The 16,937-nt window shown below is 64.5% G+C and carries 9 protein-coding genes; all 9 read right to left on the minus strand.

Translation table 11 applies throughout. The features are described 5' to 3' along the window. Nucleotides 1–25: 25 nt before the first annotated feature. Nucleotides 26–1,594 carry an acyl-CoA carboxylase subunit beta gene (locus DR039_RS08475; RefSeq protein WP_111837080.1) on the minus strand — a complete coding sequence of 523 codons (1,569 nt, stop codon included), beginning with the start codon at nucleotides 1,592–1,594 and terminating at the stop codon, nucleotides 26–28. 69 nt (nucleotides 1,595–1,663) lie between these two features. After that, entirely contained in the window at nucleotides 1,664–3,520 is a 1,857-nt protein-coding gene (locus tag DR039_RS08480; protein WP_111836951.1) for an ATP-binding protein, read from the minus strand. 471 nt (nucleotides 3,521–3,991) lie between these two features. Beyond that, nucleotides 3,992–4,660 carry a ribulose-phosphate 3-epimerase gene (gene rpe, locus DR039_RS08485; RefSeq protein ID WP_111836952.1) on the minus strand — a complete coding sequence of 223 codons (669 nt, stop codon included), beginning with the start codon at nucleotides 4,658–4,660 and terminating at the stop codon, nucleotides 3,992–3,994. 74 nt (nucleotides 4,661–4,734) lie between these two features. Continuing rightward, entirely contained in the window at nucleotides 4,735–6,354 is a 1,620-nt protein-coding gene (locus DR039_RS08490; protein ID WP_111836953.1) for an RsmB/NOP family class I SAM-dependent RNA methyltransferase, read from the minus strand. Beyond that, on the minus strand, nucleotides 6,354–7,316 hold the full coding sequence (fmt, locus tag DR039_RS08495; RefSeq protein ID WP_111836954.1) for a methionyl-tRNA formyltransferase: 963 nt from the start codon (nucleotides 7,314–7,316) through the stop codon (nucleotides 6,354–6,356). Before fmt ends, DR039_RS08490 begins: the two co-directional genes overlap by 1 nt. Nucleotides 7,317–7,320: 4 nt before the next feature. Further along, the gene (locus DR039_RS08500) at nucleotides 7,321–8,004 is read right to left on the minus strand and encodes an HAD family hydrolase (RefSeq protein WP_111836955.1); all 684 of its coding nucleotides are present in this window, start codon (nucleotides 8,002–8,004) and stop codon (nucleotides 7,321–7,323) included. A 191-nt stretch (nucleotides 8,005–8,195) separates the two neighbouring features. After that, the gene (locus DR039_RS08505; protein ID WP_111836956.1) at nucleotides 8,196–13,538 is read right to left on the minus strand and encodes an endo-alpha-N-acetylgalactosaminidase family protein; all 5,343 of its coding nucleotides are present in this window, start codon (nucleotides 13,536–13,538) and stop codon (nucleotides 8,196–8,198) included. 130 nt (nucleotides 13,539–13,668) lie between these two features. After that, a complete protein-coding gene (locus tag DR039_RS08510) occupies nucleotides 13,669–15,705 on the minus strand; it encodes a primosomal protein N' family DNA-binding protein (RefSeq protein WP_170166885.1) in 2,037 nt (678 codons plus the stop codon). 1 nt (nucleotide 15,706) lies between these two features. Continuing rightward, entirely contained in the window at nucleotides 15,707–16,912 is a 1,206-nt protein-coding gene (gene metK / locus DR039_RS08515; protein ID WP_111837082.1) for a methionine adenosyltransferase, read from the minus strand. Nucleotides 16,913–16,937 lie beyond the last annotated feature (25 nt).

A 16,937-nucleotide genomic window follows, 5' to 3' on the forward strand; every position in this document is an offset into this window, starting at 1 on the left:
TGCTTGGGTGGCGGCTCAGGGCCGCTCACAGGGGAACGTTGTCGTGCTTCTTACTTGGTGCAGGGCCACTGGAGCGTTTAGCTGCCAGGGCGGCCAGGGAATCGACAATCACCTGGCGGGTTTCCTCCGGGGCGATGACGGCGTCGATCTCCCCGATACCCACGGCTTTGTCTGGGTTTATGACGGCCTGCTCGTACTCGGCTACTAGCCGTTCTTGCTCAGCGCTTGCCGCTGCCTCTCCCTGGGCCTCCCGGACCTGCGCGAGTTCGCGGCGATGAATGATGCTGACTGCTCCAGCTGCACCGAGCACGGCGATTTCTGCGCCTGGCCAGCAGAAGTTCAGGTCTGCACCAATGGCCTTGGAGCCCATAACGATGTATGCGCCCCCATAGGCTTTGCGCAGCACCACGGTGACCAGGGGCACGGTGGCGGTGGCGTAGGCGTTGATGACTTTGGCGCCGCGGCGGATGATGCCGGCGTGTTCCTGCTCAGCGCCCGGCCGGTATCCAGGCACGTCTACGAAGGTCACCACTGGCAGTCCAAAGGCATCACAGAAGCGGACGAAGCGGGCTAGCTTCTCGGAGGCGTCCACGTCCAGGGTGCCGGCGTCCACTAGCGGCTGGTTGGCCACGATCCCGACGGGGCGTCCCTCCATGCAGGCGAAGCCCACCACGACATTGGCCGCAAAGTCCTCCTGGATCTGTACTAGCTCGCCGTGGTCCACCAGTGCGGAGACCACCTGCACGACGTCGTAGGGTTGGCGAGTGGAAGCTGGAACTAAGTCGCCCACCGCCGCAGCAGAGGCTTCATCTTGTGCGCGAGTGGCTGCGTCGTAGGCGTAGCGTGGCGCGGACTGTTGGGCGCAGGATGGCAGGTAGGCGAGCAGTGTGCGCACCTGGGCCAGGGCGTCCTCCTCATCCTCGGCTACATAGTGGACCACGCCGGAAACTGAGCCGTGGATTTCCGCACCGCCTAGGTCTTCAGCGCTGATGCGCTCCCCGGTGACGGCGCGGACGACGTCAGGTCCGGTGACGAACATATGGGAGGCCTCACGAGTCGCAATCACGAAGTCGGTCAAGGCCGGGGAGTAGACGGCGCCGCCAGCGCAGGGTCCCAAGATCACGCTGATCTGAGGCACCAGGCCAGAAGCGGCGCAGGTGCGGTTGAAGATGCGCCCGTATTGGCGCAGCGCTCCCACACCCTCCTGGATCTTGGCGCCGCCGGAATCGATCAGCCCGATAACCGGGATGCGCAAGCGCAGAGCGTCGTCCAGCAGGCGCACAATTTTGTCTCCTTCGACGCTGCCTAGGGCGCCGCCAGAGACGGAGAAGTCCTGGGAGTAGACGGCCACTTGCCGTCCATCGATCTGGCCAAAACCAGTCACTACGCCAGAGGGGCGGGCCTGCTCCCCCGCGCCGGAGCCGGTGTAGCGGCCAATCTCCAGGAAGGTGGAGTCGTCCAGGAGCATGTCAATGCGTTCCCGGGCGGTCTGCTTGCCTTTGGCATGCTGGCGCGCGATCGCTTTCTCTTCAGCAGCGCGGCCTACACGTTCGGCGCGTTCCCGGAAGGCACGAGTAGCCGGAGAGGCCGCCATGGTGGTGTCAGGGCCGGCGTCTGGCCGGGCATATGCGTCGGCTGTGGGCGCAGCGTTAGTGGTCATCTCTCAGGCCTCCTGCTGGTCGGGACTGGTGGCCGGGGTGATAGTCAGGAGAACCTCCCCAGCGCAGACGGTCTGCCCGGCGGTAACCGGGATAGTGCTGACGACGCCGTCGTGGGGGGCGTGCACGTAGTTCTCCATCTTCATGGATTCCAGCACCACTAGGAGATCTCCCTCCCGTACCTGGCTGGCTTCGGTGACACAGATGCGGGTGACGATGGCCTGCATGGGTGAGGAGATAGTGCCGTTAGCGGCGTTTAGAGCCTCTGGCACTCCCCTACTGGCGCGGGCGGAGCGGCCCCGTAGGGGCTGGGGCACGCGGTGTGGTCTGGCACCAATGTTGTTTCGAGCACCGGGGCCGCCCAGGATTCCGTCAGGCAGAGTCAAGGACAGGCGACGGCCATTGAGTTCGATGACGTAGGTGGAGCGGGTGCGTTGCCCGGCCCCAGACTCCGGCAGCGGCGGGGTGGGCATATTGCCGAGGCCGGGTACCTCATCGTCAGCTACAGGTGCGGCGATGGCTGGCAGTACTTCGGCCTCGATCCAGCGAGTGGTGACTCCCAGGCCACCGCGTGAGTCCACGGCGGTGAATTCGGGGCGGGTGAGCACATGCTCGTGCAGGGCAGTGCAGACGGTAACGCCCTCGACGAGGGTCTCTGTCAAGGCGCGACGACAGCGAGCTAAGGCCTGCTCGCGGGTGGCTCCGGTGACCACGATCTTTGCAAGCATCGGGTCGAATAGGGGCGTGACGACGTCGCCCTCCATGACGCCAGACTCGATGCGAATGCCGGGTCCGGCAGGCCAGCGCAGGCGAGTGATGGCGCCAGTGGAGGGGGCCAGGCCGCGTGCGGGGTCCTCGCAGGTGATGCGCAGTTCGATGGAGTGGCCACGTGGGGTGGGCACCTCCCCTAGGTGCCCACCGGCAGCAATGCGCAACTGGGCCTCTACCAGGTCTATGCCGGTTACCTCCTCAGAGACGCAGTGCTCCACCTGCAGGCGAGGATTGACCTCTAGGAACCACAGTTCGCCTTCAGGGGTGAGGAGGAATTCGCAGGTCGCTACCCCCACATAGCCGACGCTTTCCAATAGGCGGCGAGAGGCCTCTGCCAGCTGCGTGTCTAGGTCTGCGGGCAGGAAGGGGGCGGGAGCTTCTTCCAGGAGCTTCTGGTTGCGTCGCTGCAGGGTGCAGTCACGGGTGGAGACCACCGCGAAGGCCTCGTGTGAGTCTCGGGCGCATTGGGTTTCAATGTGCCGGGCAGCAGTCACGAATTTTTCCAGGATGAGGGTGCAGCCAGCTGCCTGAGCGGAGTCAAAGGCCGGGGTGGTGCGTACCTCGTCGTCGTTGTGCAGCACGGTGATGCCGCGCCCACCTCCGCCGTCGGTGCGCTTGAGAGCTACGGGGTAGCCATGCTCTGCGGCGAAGGCTATTACGGTCTCTGGGCTGGTTACGGAGTCGGTGATGCCGGGAACCGGGGCGACGCCGGCGCGGTGGGCGGTGGCACGAGCGGAGAGCTTGTCCCCCAAGGCTTCCATGGCTACCGGTGAGGGACCGACCCAGGCTATGCCGGCAGCGGTGACAGCGCGGGCAAAGGCGGCGTCCTCGGAGAGGAAGCCGTAGCCGGGGTGGATGGCGTCAACCGCTTGCTCCTGAGCTAGCTTAAGGATGGCGTCAGCGTCGGTGTAGCCCGATCCCTCTGGCAAGGCGTAAGCCTCGTCGGCTAGCTCTGCGGCAGGGCTGAGGAGGTCCTCTGGAGTGTAGGGAAGGATTGAGGTGGCGCCGAGGTCGCGGACAGTGCGCAAGATGCGCAGTGCAATCTCACCGCGGTTGGCGATGAGGATGCGGTTGAGCTGGCGGGTGGTCAACGGCGTACTCCTCAGGTTGGTCGCTTTGAAGTCCGACGCCGTAGCCCTCGCCTGGATTGTGGGTTTGCACTAGCCCAGGTTCAAGCGGACGCCGGTGCGGAGCGATCTGGTAGATCGCCTAGGACTGGTTACGCCTCGCTAACCTGCCCATCCGGCACCCGGGTTCATACAAAGGAGGTCCAGGGTTCCAGCCGCAAAACCAAGATATTCCAGGCCACCACAACCTGCACCTTGTGGAATCCTCACAAAGTCTTTAGGTGACATTGAAAGGTGGCGCCCAGCTGCTGGCGCGTTCCAAACTGGCACCGCCTTCGTCCACTCAACTTATAGAAATCACACAAGGCTTCCGGCAGGCAATCATTTAACATCGCCTACCCGGGCTATCAAGGTGGCCAGGTACACGGCCTGGAGCCTTACCTAAAGTCCGACTTACGGCGCCCGGCCCGCCAGCGCCGGTGCGAAAACTCAGCTTCAGTGCTGGTGTGCTTGAGCCAGCTCCCGCAAGACTGCGATCTCCGCAATCGCATCATCGGCCCGGTACACCGCTGAGCCCGCCACAAAGGTGTCCGCCCCGGCCTCGGCAGCACGCTCTATGGTGGCGCGAGAGATTCCACCGTCGACCTGTAGGCGCAAGGACAGGTTCTGCTCACTGATCAGCGCTCGGGCGCGCTTGATCTTGGGCAGCATGGCATCAATGAAGGACTGTCCCCCAAATCCTGGCTCCACCGTCATCACCAGCAACAGATCCAGTTCACCCAGCACCGAGTCGACCGCCTCCAGCGGGGTTGCGGGGCGCAAGGCCAGTCCGGCTTGGGCCCCGAGTCGGTGGATCTCGCGGGCTAGGCGGATGGGAGCCTGGGTAGCTTCCACATGCGGTGTGACTATTTGGCAGCCGGCCTCTGCGTAGGCGGGGGCCCAGTGATCAGCGGCCTCGATCATCAGATGCGCATCAACGGGCAGCTCAGTAGAACGAGTTACCGCCTCTGCCACCGGCAGCCCCCAAGACAGATTGGGCACAAAATGGTTGTCCATCACATCCACATGCACGCCGTCTGCATTAGCGATGCGCCCCAGCTCGGCAGCCAGATGGGCAATATCGCAGTTGAGGATTGAAGGAGTGATGGTTGGCTGCGGGGTCATGGCTCTCCTCAGGTGGTCCGTCGGGCACTCGGGCGGCTGCTGTGTAGTTGATCGTGAATTGGCTCCGGTGGGGCTTAATGAGTGCGGCGCAGCAACGCACAAAACATGGCGTCTGTGCCGTCCAGATGTGGCCATAGCTGCAGCAGTTCGCGGTCTGCGCCGGCGGGCGGGCGGGGAGCTACCCGGGTGGCGACATTGCCAGCATGCAGTCGCTCGGTGGTGATGCCTTCACGTGCAAGCGCCCGAATGACGTCCTCAACCACCAGGCGAGTCTCTTGAAGATGCGGTGAGCAAGTCACGTAAGCCACTAGACCTCCCCGGCGCACCGTCTTAAGAGCTGAGCTCAGCAGCTCCTGCTGCAAGCTTGTGAGCTCCTTTACGTCTTGGGGGCTGCGGCGCCAGCGGGACTCAGGGCGACGGCGCAGCGAGCCCAGGCCGGTGCAAGGCACATCCACCAGTACACGGTCATAGCAACCTGGTTCTTGACTGCCATAGCTGCGGCCATCAGCACAGCGCACCTCCACAGCTGCTTCCGACAGGGCGCGCACGGCGGCATCTACCAGGTCGGCGCGGTGAGGCGCCACTTCGCTGGCCACCAGGTGCACGCCGCGCTGGGCTGCACGCGCCCCAAGCAGTGCGGCCTTGCCGCCCGGACCGGCGCACATATCCAGCCAAAGCTTGTCCCGCCCTTCCAGCGGGGCTTCGGAGAGCACCAGGGCCACCAGCTGACTGCCCTCATCCTCCACTCCCGCGCGAGAGGAGCGCACAGATGCGATGCGTCCGGGGTCTCCTCCGGCCAGTACCACGGCGTAGGGGCTACTGTCCCCCAGATGGGGGCGACGCCCGGTAGCAGCGGCTGCCTCCTTGGCCAGGACCTCAGGCGCCACCAGGCCGGGGCGGGCACAGAGGGTTACCTCGGGGTCGGCGTTATTGGCCTCCAGCAGGGCTTCCAACTCTGTGGCGTCTCGGCCGTTATCGATTAGGGCCTGACGCAGGGCTTTGGCCACCCACAGGGGGTGGGAGTTACGGGCTGCCAGTGCGGTGAGTTCATCCGGATTGTCTTCGCTGAGGCGTTCCAGCCAAGCATCGGCATCGTGCTCACCAAGGCGGCGCAGAATGGCGTTGACGAAGCTGGCGGCGCCGGATCCGGCCACATGCCGGCTGAGATCCACGGTGGCGGAAACCGCAGCATGGCTGGGCACGCGCATACTGAGCAGTTGATGGGCGCCTAGCCGTAACAGGTCCAGCACCCGCGGGTCCACATCCTTGAGGGGACGGTCCACGCACTGGGCGATAATCGCGTCGTAGCGGCCCTGTAGGCGCAGAGTCCCGTAGGTCAGGGCGGTGGTGAATGCAGCGTCGCGTTTGTCTAGGCGGTAGGCGTCCAGGAGCGGCGGCAGGGCTAGGTTTGCAAAGGCGCCGTCTTCACGGACTGCCAGCAGCGCCTCGAAGGCACAGAGGCGCGCAGGGTCTTGGTACTCGCGCGGTTGACGGCGGGCGTCAGCCCTTTCGGCTGGGCGGCGGATAGGATTGCGGCGGCCATCGTTATTGCCTTTGCCGCGCTGCCGACCCTGGCCTCGACGTTGGGCGCCTACCTGGCTATGCCGCCCCGACTGACCGTGCCCCCGGGGGCGCTGCCCATCGCCGCCTCGGCCTGCGCCTCCGGCGTGTCCACCTCCTCTAGGCGCACCCATCAGGCCACCCCACCCTGGTTAGTGCCAGGCACTGCGCCCAGGGTAGCTCCGTCCAATCCGTGTGCCCCGCGGGCCCAGGCATCAGCGTCCATCCACTGCTTGCCTGCAGGTGCGACTTGGCCCAGGCGGACGGCGTGGGATGCTGTGCCCACTAGGACTTCATGTTTGCTGGCTCGCACCTGTCCAGGAGCCAGGTCATTGACCTCAGGAGCCAGGGTGACCGGACCAAGGCGCAGGCGTGCCCCCTGGTAGGTGGTGTGGGCGCCGGGGGCTGGGGTGACGCCGCGTATGCGCCGGTCTATGGCTAGGGCCGGGTCGTTCCAGCGCAGGAGTCCGTCCTCGCTGCTCAATGTGGGGGCCTTGGTGGCTTGGGTGTGATCCTGCTGCTCAGGGTGGGCTTGGCCGGAAGCCAGGTCAGTGAGGGCACGCTTAACCAGCTCAGCACCGGCTTGTGCGAGGCTCTGCAGCAGTTCACCGGCAGTGGTGGTAGGACCGATGGCTTGGGTCATCCGCGCGTAGATTGGCCCGGTGTCCAGCCCCTCTTCTAGGCGGAAGACGCAGGCGCCAGTGACCTCGTCGCCGTTGATGACGGCCCACTGCACCGGAGCAGCACCACGCCAGGCAGGCAGGAGGGAGAAGTGCAGGTTGAGCCAGCCGTGCCTAGGCACGTCAAGCAGCGCCGGTGGGACTAGTCGCCCGTAAGCGACTACTACTGCAACATCGGCTTCCAGTGAACGCACCCAGTCTTGAATCTCAGCATCACGGAGGGTTTTGGGGGTGCGCACATCCAGACCAACCTCACGGGCGACAGCCGCCACTGGTGAAGGACGTAGGGCATGACCTCGACCGCTGCGCGCGTCTGCGCGGGTAAGGACACCGACTACTTCATGCTCACTGTTGGCCATGAGCGCCTGTAGGACGGGCAGGGCGACGTCGGGGGTTCCGGCGAAGAGGATTCGCATAGGCTCAGTTTACGGGCGTGCTTGGGGGCTGCTTCGCAGGGCCCGAGATGAGGCCGAGTTCTGTCAGCTCAGCGCGCAAGCGTCCTGCGCCGGTAAATCTGAGTGCTTGCATGCCAACCGCGCGGGCAGCAGCGACATTGGCGGCAGTGTCGTCGATGAACAAGGTGGTGGCCGGGTCTAAGTGGTAGCGCTCCAGGGTTATCCGGTAGATCTGTGGATCTGGCTTGGCTAGATGCTCCGCAGCAGAAATGACCAGGCCTTGGAAGTGCTCCAGTTCCGGGACTAGGCCGCGGGCGTACTCAAAAGGCTCTACGTCGAAGTTGGACAGCAGGTACAGGGGCACCCCAGCGTCCAGCAGCTCGCGGACAATGGCGACGGTTCCGGGCACATGCCCAAGGATGGAGTGTTCAAAGTTTTCCCGGTAGGTGCGCATCATTGCGGGCCATTCAGGGTGCTCGGGGTGGGCGAGTGCGAGGTCTGCAATTACGTCTTCAAAGTCATCGCCCGCGTCTGAGCGCAGGTTCAACGCGTGAAAGTCTGCATCCTCCACAAAGGCGTCCCACTGGTCCAGGGGGATGCGTCCGGAGACCGCACCGGCGGGGTCCCAGGAGATCATCACGTTGCCGTAGTCAAAAACGATTGCCTTGATGGGAGCCTGCGGACGGAGGCTGGGTGCTGTGCTGCTCATGGGGCGACCCTAGTTGTTCCAAGCCGCTGCGGCAGCGTGTCGCCACTGCCAGCTGGCGGCAAAACAAGCCGATCTAGCCGTACCGATGTCTTATGACCGTGAGCGAACTGGGCCCGGTGGGCTCCCCAGGTGGGAGCCGACCGGGCCCAGCAGTTGCCAAGGATCAGAGCTCGTTAGCTCGTGCACTCAGCTCATTTGACGACGACGATCACATCCGCCTTGCCTTGCTCCTGCTTTACCCGAAGCTTGGAGTCGGCAGTGATGCCGTCGACAACTACCTTGGTGGTGGTCGTGCCGGTTAGACGGTTCTGAGTCAGTACCGTCGTCCCGCGACGCAGAGCCAGCGTGTCCTTGCCGTCGTTGTCCCAGTCACCCACCAACACTTCATCGGTGCTGCGGCCAATGGAGATCGAGGCGTAGACCGGGGCATCAACGCGGTTCTCGTTGTAGAAAACCACGCGGGTACCTACGCGCACGGCGTAGGTCAAAGACCCGTTGCCGTCCCAGTCACCCCAGATGACGCGGCCCTTGCTTTCTCCGGCAGCCTCCACGCTGGCCACATAGGCGGGCTTAGCACCCTGCGGCGTCGGCGGGTCACTCGGGTCAGGCTCGGGGTTGGGCGGGGTTACTGCTACCTTGGCCGGGGTGGATAGGCCCACTCGGGCGTTGGCCGTCACTGAACCGCAGGGCTCGGGCGTGGGGCTGGCGGTGCAGTCCACGCCCAGGAGGTCGTTGCTGGTGGCCTTGTCGATCTTGACTAGGCGCAGGTCGTCAACCAGCACTGGCGTACTACCGGCTGCCGCAGCCACCTTGAAGGTGACCTCGGTGCTCTCAGCTCCCACCTTGAAACGCACCGGCACGCGCTGGAAATAGCTGCCGTGCTTCTGGTCAGCGGCAACGTAGTTCTTTGCGAAGGTCGAGTTAATGACCGTGCTGACGCTGCCGGTGGCTTCGGCAGAGTCGGCCGCCGTAGCTACATCCAGGTAGTTCTGGCCCACGACCCCGGCGGCATTGGTGTTCACCTTGACGTCAGTGGGGTCGTCCGCCGGGTCTGCGGGAGTGCCGGGCTGATCCGGCTGGGCCGGGTCGGCGGGGTTGATCTCACCGGTGAGGGCGTTGATCTCCGCGATGGCTAGCAGACCGTCCGGCTCGGTGGGCTTGGTCTTGTAGGAGGAGGTCACCTCCAACTTGATGAGTTTGGCGTCCACCGGGTGGGAGAACACGATGCGCTGCTCCGAACCCGTGTTGGCTAGCTTGCCCTCAGCCACCAGGGTGCCGACATTAGCGGCGTCCTGGCCCACGTAGACCTTGTAGCTTTCGATCCGTCCATTGGCTTGGCCGACGCGCCCGGTGATGGACAGACCAGAGACCTTGGTGGGAGCCACCGCCGTCACATCAGTGCCTTCGTAGAGGCCAAGAAGCACGGTGGAGGGGTGCGGCTGGAGCTTGACCCAGTCCTTGTCGTAGAAGGTTGCCGTCTTCTTGTCCAGCATGTAGGACACAGGGTTGGCTGAGTAGGCGGCCGGTGCTTCGACCACCTGTAGCGCGCCGGTGTAGGGCTTTAACTCAGCTCCAGGAGCCGGAGTGCCCGGACCAGCCTGGTCGATCGTGGCGGTGCCGCAAGCTACACGCGCATTGCCCCAGTCAGCGTGGTCGTTGCCGTTGCTGTCCCCGCCGTCGCCAGAGATGAGGCGGATAGTGCGCATGCCGGTGACGTCACCGGTGATGGTCTTGGCACTAGACGTGGCTCGTAGCACCTCAGTCTGGGGTACCACAGTCTGCCAGGTCGCACCGTCACGGGTGCCCTTCACCTCGAAGGTCACTGAGCCGCGCGAGCTCTGGGCGTCATCAACGCCAACCACCGCCGCAAAGGTGTGGCACTTGCCGTTGAGGTCGAAGCCGACGTCGGAAGGCGCGTGGGCGCCGATGCCCTTGGCGTACTCGGTGCCGTCGATGCTCATAGTCGGCCCGTCGCCCTGTTCCTGCTCACCGTTGCCTTGATCCCGCTCAACTGGTCCCCAACCGTTCTGGTTGTAGGCCGGGTTGAAGGGCAGGTCGGACAGGTAGGTGATGCCATCGGTGGCGACTCCCCCAAGCACCGCCGTGGTGGTGGTGCCCTTGGCGGTGCGCGCGGCACCGTCAACCTTGTAGCTAGCCCTGTGGACCAGCGGGAAGGCCTTGCCGCCGGCGGCTTCCGGCACGGTTACATCCCAGGTGACGGTGAAGACTTCCCCGGGCGCCACCGAGGCGGCGGTGGCGGAACCACGTGGAGTAGCGGTCCAACCTTCGGGCACGGTCAAAGCGGAACTCACCTCGGTGATGGCCACAGCCTCAGCATTGCTGACGGTGGTGGTCACCGTGGCGGTGGTGCCGGCTTGAGCCTCACCGGTGACAGCGACCGAGGCAGCCGCACAGGCGGGCGCGGTGTCACTAGCGCCAAGGTCTTCCACCCGGAAGTTGTCCATGGTGAAGTCAGCAGCGTCTACGCCTCCGCGGAGGTTTTGCAGCCCCACCCAGTAGCTGCCACAGGCTCCGGCCACGAAGTCCGCGGTGAAATGCGTGGGGCTATTGGCTGCGGGCATATCGGTGCTGTTGAGCGTGGTGGTGCGAATTGCGTCAGTTCCCACGCTGTCATAGGCGGTGACCCACTGATAGACGCCGGGGAAGGCGTTTTCGTAGTCGAAGGAAACGCGGTAACGGTGACCCGCCTGGAAGTCCACAGTCTGTGGCACTGTGCGGTAAACCAGGCCGCCGTTCTCTGAGTGAGACTTCAGAGACCAGTGCCCGCCGATGACGTCGTCGGTGGTCTTGACGCGTCCGTTAGGCGTGGTCCAGCCCTTCTGGGTGTAGGGCGCGTTGAGTGGCGCCAAAACGGTGCGCGGATCGGTGGAGCCACCGGCGTCACCTTTAACAAATGGACCCCAGCCCTGCGTGACATGCTCGAAGTCCTCGAAGGTCACGGTGACGGGCTTGTCAGCGGTGGCGGAGGCGGTGTCCTGTCCGGTCTGGGAGCCTGCTGCGCCCACACCCTTGCCGCTGGCAGAAACGGTGACCTCACGCTTGGCGCTACCCTCGCCGATTTCTACCCAGGCCGAGCCCTCGTAGGTGCCCTGATTCAGGGTGAAACTCTGGGCCAGCGAGCCTGAGGCGTCTCCGATCTGCGCGATCGGATCGTTTTGGGCGTCGTGGGTGGCGGTGACGCTGCCGGTGGTGGTGTAAGCCTTCAGGTCTCCAGCGTTGAAGCCGGGGTCGGTGAAGACGGTGCCTGCGCCCCACTGCGGTTCCGCAGCTGTGGCCGGGGTGGTGGAGGGGTACAGCACGAAGGCGGTGGAGGCGCGGTCAACCTCGGCAACGCCCTCGTAGGCGCTGGCGGGAATGGTCACGGAGCCACCGGATACGGGCAGGTCAGCAACCTTGGTCTTGCCTTGGTCAGTCAGCCGGTAGAGCGTAAGTGAGCTCTGCCCGGCGAAAGCCCGAGTCAACTGCCACGTGCTCTCACTAGCAGCGGGGTTGTAGTAGTAGAGGCGAGGCGCGCCAGCTTTGGTGCCGTTGTCGGTCCAGGGCAGCAGATAGCTGTCACCGCGCAGAACGGTGGCGCCGTCGTAGCTGATCTCACGGCTGGCAGCCATATCTGCCCGAATCTGCCCGCCCACGGAATCGCCGTTGGTCCGGTTGGTAACTGCGGTGGTGCCGCTGGCTACGGTACCGTTGGCGGTGGTCCAGATGTGCTTGGTGCCAGAGCCTGCGGCCTGGGTCTCGTGGCGCATCAGGCGTGAGGCTTGGATGAACTTGCTAGGCAGGTTGTTGGACCACACATTGGCGTAGAAAGCGCGCTGGTTCTGGTGACCAGTCCAGCCCTCAAACTCCTTTACCTGGGGGTAGCCCAGCGCCACATCCGGGTTCCAGGTGTCCTTGTTGGAGTTGTCAATGAAGCGGATGATCTCAGAGTTCAGGCCCTTAGAGGAGCTGCCGCCGTATTTCTCATCATTGGCCCAGTGGGACCAGGTGGAGAAACGCTCAAACTTGTCCGACCATTCAGAGCCGACCTCCCAGCCCTGCTGGTTGAGTTCACGACCGAGCCGGTCAGAGGTCCAGCCCGAGCCGTAGTACACGTCAATGTAAAGCCAGCGGAATGCCGGGTAGCTGGCCAGGGGGAACTCGTCGCGCAGCGTCTGGAAGCGGCTGGTGACCTTGCCCTTGCCAAGGTCTTGGCGCTGGTCAATGTAGTAGGACTTGCCTAGCCAGTCCCAGCCAGCCACTCCGGTGAAGTCCAAGGTGCCGAAGGTTTGGGCATCCGGGTAGGCCTCGGTGGTGTTCACGTGGATGCCGTAGATGGCGTTGACGTCTTTGGTGGCGTTAAAGAGGGTCTTAAGGTCGGCGGCGCCACCGGCTCGGTTGTTGACATTGGAGGCATAGTCCGGGTGGGCGGAGTCGTGGCCCTCAGACTCGTAGCCCTTCAGCATTACGCGTTGGCCTAAGCCATCGGTTGCCAGACCGACGCGCTTGACGTCGTCAGCGGTGCGCAGGAAGGGGTGGGTGGCCTGGGAGGCGAAGTTGAAGGGGATGTGGGTGACGACGCGCTTGGCGTTATCTGCCGCGCCACGCACGGCTTCAGCGATGTCGGCGTAGGCAATCGCGGCATCCTGCCAGTCGACGCTGCCAGAGGAGTTCGCGTCGGAGGCGAAGACCAGCGTGGCGTAGGGCCGCTCTTCGTCTCCAATGGCGTCGGTGGCGGCAGCAGAGCGGTAGGTCCAGGCCCCCGCTCCGGCAGTCAGGGTAGGAGCGCCGTCAGCACCGGTGACGACCTGGCGGGCCCAGCGGCTGTTGTTGTTAGCGGTCTGGTGATCTGTTGTGTCCGGGGTCGCGTTGGTCTCCATGCCGACGGCGACCTGCGCGGTGTTAACCAACAGGTAGGCGGAACCAATATCTCTTGCATCCACCGGGGTTTCGGCGGTGATCTGCCCGAAGGTGTCCTGCACTCCCGCCAGGGGATCTTTGGCACTGGCACCCCGAGCTGTGCCGGTGGTGGCGGCGGCGAAGGCGGCCCCGGCGTCGTTGGCAGAGACAGATACCAGGCTTTGACCGGGGATCTTGATTGTGTGACCACCACTGAGCTTGGTGATCCGGAATGTCAGAGTTGGGCGAGTGACATTGGCGGTGCCGTCCGCGTGGGAGGCAACGGTGTCCACCAGGATCTCCGCATCAAATGACGCGCCGCCGCTCAGGCTGACCTGATAGGTGACTTTCGTGTCAGAGCTGCGGGTGGCGGTAACCGACTGCACGGCTTGAGCTTTGCCGTCGATCAGGACCTCACGGACTGTGGCGGCGCGCCCACCCAGGTGGCTGGCGCCCACTTGGTAGCTGACCACCTGCGGGAAGTCTGCAGCCACGGTGGCACTGAGGCCGGGCACCGCAATGGTGGTGGGGGCGTTTAGTGCTGGAGCAGCTTCGGCCGCAGCACTGGCGGCTAGGGGGATGGATAGTGTGAGCGCGCCCAAGATTGCTATTGAGCGGGATAGCGGTAGTCGTCTCATCGGGGCTCCTTTGCCTGATGTGGGGATTGACGTACCTCGTCTCGCTGATCATCGGTGGAATAGCCCCAAATGTCAAGATTTAACTGAAACGCGCATTAACTAATCAATTTCAATCATTTAGATGTTGTGTTCACCACAGCACTGTCGGGTCCAGCTCCACCCTCACCGGAGGCAAATTCTCCAGCGCGCGCCGCACTGTCACCCTCCGCAGCAAACTGGCTAGCTCACGCCCCTGTGCAACTGGCACGCGCACGAGGGCGCGGCGCAAGCCCTCCGCCCCCAAGTCAGCGCTCACCTCCATAGGTGACGGCCCAAGTGTCTCAAAACCCGCACCTCTGGCTTCCTCCAGCACTGCCTCCACCGCTGCACGCGCTCCATCCAACCGGGCGGTGCGCCAGGCCGGTGGCAGATGTAGCTGGTCGCGTTCCAGCAGCTGGGCCCGTGCAAAACCAGGCTGATCCCAGCGCAGGAGCGCCTGGGCGGTATCCGGCTCAGGCCGCCCCAAAAGCAGCACGCGGGCATCCGGAGCAGCTAGTGCGGCTGCGTTAGACCAGCGGCGTAAGGCCTCCGCCTGAGCTCCCAACTCAGGGCGAGAGGAGAGTACGGCCCCGTCTAGCAGCAGCACTGCCCGATAACCGCCCTCCGCAACCGGTTCAGCACCAGGGGTTGCCACCACCAGACGCGGGGCTGCATCTACTTCATGGATCACCCCATGAGAGGCCTTAGTACCAGAGACCACAACTTTTGCCCCGGAGAAAGCCCGGGCGAGCTCCTCGGCGGTGCGAGCCGTGCCCACCGCCACCATGCGCAGTCTCTGCCCACCACAGTGAGCACAACGCCAGTGCCCCACCGGACGGGAACACCAACGGCATGCCGCCGCCCGGTCGGATTGCAGGGCTACCGGCCCACCGCAAAGCTTGCACTTTGCGGCCTGACGGCAGTCTTCACAGGCAACTACCGGCGCATATCCCCCGCGTGGTACCTGTACCAGTACCGGGCCAGCTTCAAGCGCTGCCCGCACGGCGCGATGCGCCAGGGAAGGAATGCGTGCCCCACCGGAAGCACCTTCAGCAGAGAGTTCCGCTGTGCCAGGTACCTCCACGCGCGGACGGTGAGTCAGCACAGTATCCCTTGCCGGCGCTAGGACCGTAGCCCAGCCGCGTTCTACCAATGCCTGTGCTTCTGGAGTCACGGTGTGCCCGGCTATCAACAAACCAGTGCCCTCAATGCTGGAGCGCAGAGCTAGCACCTGCCGCGCATGGGTGTAGGGCGCCCGGCGCTCATCCAGGCGATCATCGCCGTCATCCCAGATCACGGCCAGCCCCAAGTGTTTGACCGGGGCATAGGCGGCAGCGCGCGTGCCGACGACCACACGAGCGTGCCCCAACAGCAGCCGCGTAAAGCTGCGGTAGCGGGCCGCCGGTCCAACCTCGGCTCCCAGTTGCACCACGGCTTCACCTGGGAGCAGCTCACTGAGGCGCTGGCTGATCTCCACCACCTGCTGGTTGGTGGCGAGCAACAGCAACACTCCCCTGCCCGAGCACAGGGTGGCTCGCGCAGCGCGGGCCACGAGTCCCAGCCATGACTGACCGCTAGGCGGGTGGGGTAGGACGTGCCAAATGGCGCGAGGACTGCCGCCGTTAGCGAGCTGGTGCAGCAGCTCCGTTCCACCCATATAGTCAGCCCAGCCTGAAACCTTAGGCTCAGTCCAAGCTGGTGGCCTGGGGGCTGGCTTATCCCGTTCGGAGTTCTCCGCGCCGCGGTGGCGTGGAGGAACAGCTAGGCGGACGACGTCGGCGCGACTGCCGGCGGCACGGGTGGCCACTGCTTCTACTAAGGCGCGGGTGGCTTCGGTTAGCACTGGCATATCCGAGACGACGCGGCGCAGTGGGGCCAGTCGCCCCCGGTGGCTGGTGGAGTCGCTGCGCCCCCAGATCCAGCCGTAGCTTTCCTGCCCTCCAAAGCGCACTACTACCCGGGTGCCTACCTGAGCGGCAGCGTCCAGGGCTGGAGGTACCAGGTAGTCGAAAAGTCGGTCTAGCTGTGGCAGAGGGGTGTCCAGCAACACCTGAGCGACCGGCAGGAGTACGCCGTCTGCTTGAACCCGCCGGGTCACGGGCGCAGGGACGGCGAGCAGTGTCCCCTGCTCACCGACCTCCGCGCTCATCTCAGATCACGGCGCGCAGGGCGTCTACCCGATCGGTGGCCTCCCAGGTGAAACCTGGACGACCAAAATGCCCGTAGGCGCTGGTGTTGCGGTAAATCGGCCGCAACAGGTCCAGGTCACGGATGATTGCGGCCGGGCGCAGATCAAATACTTCCTGCACGGCGGCGACGATCTGCCCCACAGGCACAGTGTTGGTACCAAAGGTCTCCACATACAGGCCCACTGGATGCGCGGCGCCGATGGCGTAAGCCACCTGGATTTCGCAGCGCTGGGCTAGGCCTGCAGCCACCACGTTTTTAGCCACCCAGCGCATCGCATAGGAGGCAGAGCGGTCCACCTTCGAAGGGTCTTTGCCGCTAAAGGCACCACCGCCGTGGCGGGCCATGCCGCCGTAAGTGTCCACGATGATCTTGCGTCCGGTCAGGCCCGCGTCACCAGCTGGCCCGCCGATAATGAACTGGCCAGAGGGATTGACCAGCAAGTCCATCGCCTTGGTGTCCAGTTCCAGGCCGGACTCGGCCTCAGCGACCAGAACCGGAGCCACCACCTCTGCTGCTAGCGCGTCACGCAACCAGGCCTGGCTGCGGTCCGGGTCGTGCTGGGTGGAGACCACCAGGCTGGCCAAGGACACCGGCTTGTCGCCGTCGTAGCCGATGGTTACCTGCGTCTTGCCGTCGGGACGCAGTCCTTCCACGATTCCCTGGCGGCGCACGGCGGTCAGACGCTCGGCTAGGCGGTGGGCTAGATGGATCGGCAGTGGCATGAGTTCAGCGGTGTCAGTGCAGGCGTAACCAAACATAAGGCCCTGGTCGCCTGCGCCCTGCAGATCGAGCTCATCCACTGCGCCTGAATCGGAGCGGGCTTCTAAGGCTTTGTCCACTCCAGCGGCGATATCTGGGGACTGTTGACCAATGGACACCGAGACGCCGCAAGAGCGTCCGTCAAAGCAGACATCCGAGGAGGTGTAGCCGATGCGGGTGATCTCATCGCGGACGATCTGTGGGATTTCCACGTAGGCGCGCTCAGTGGTCACCTCACCAGCCACATGCACCAGGCCGGTGGTGACCATAGTCTCTACCGCCACCCGGGCGGCTGGATCTTGCTCAAGGATGGCATCGAGGATGGCGTCTGAGATGCGGTCACAGACCTTGTCCGGGTGGCCCTCGGTGACCGACTCGGAGGTGAAAAGGCGCAGTGTGGAAGTCACGTGCTGATCGTACCCATGCACCACT

The sequence above is a fragment of the Actinomyces bovis genome (assembly GCF_900444995.1).
Lineage (GTDB): Bacteria > Actinomycetota > Actinomycetes > Actinomycetales > Actinomycetaceae > Actinomyces > Actinomyces bovis.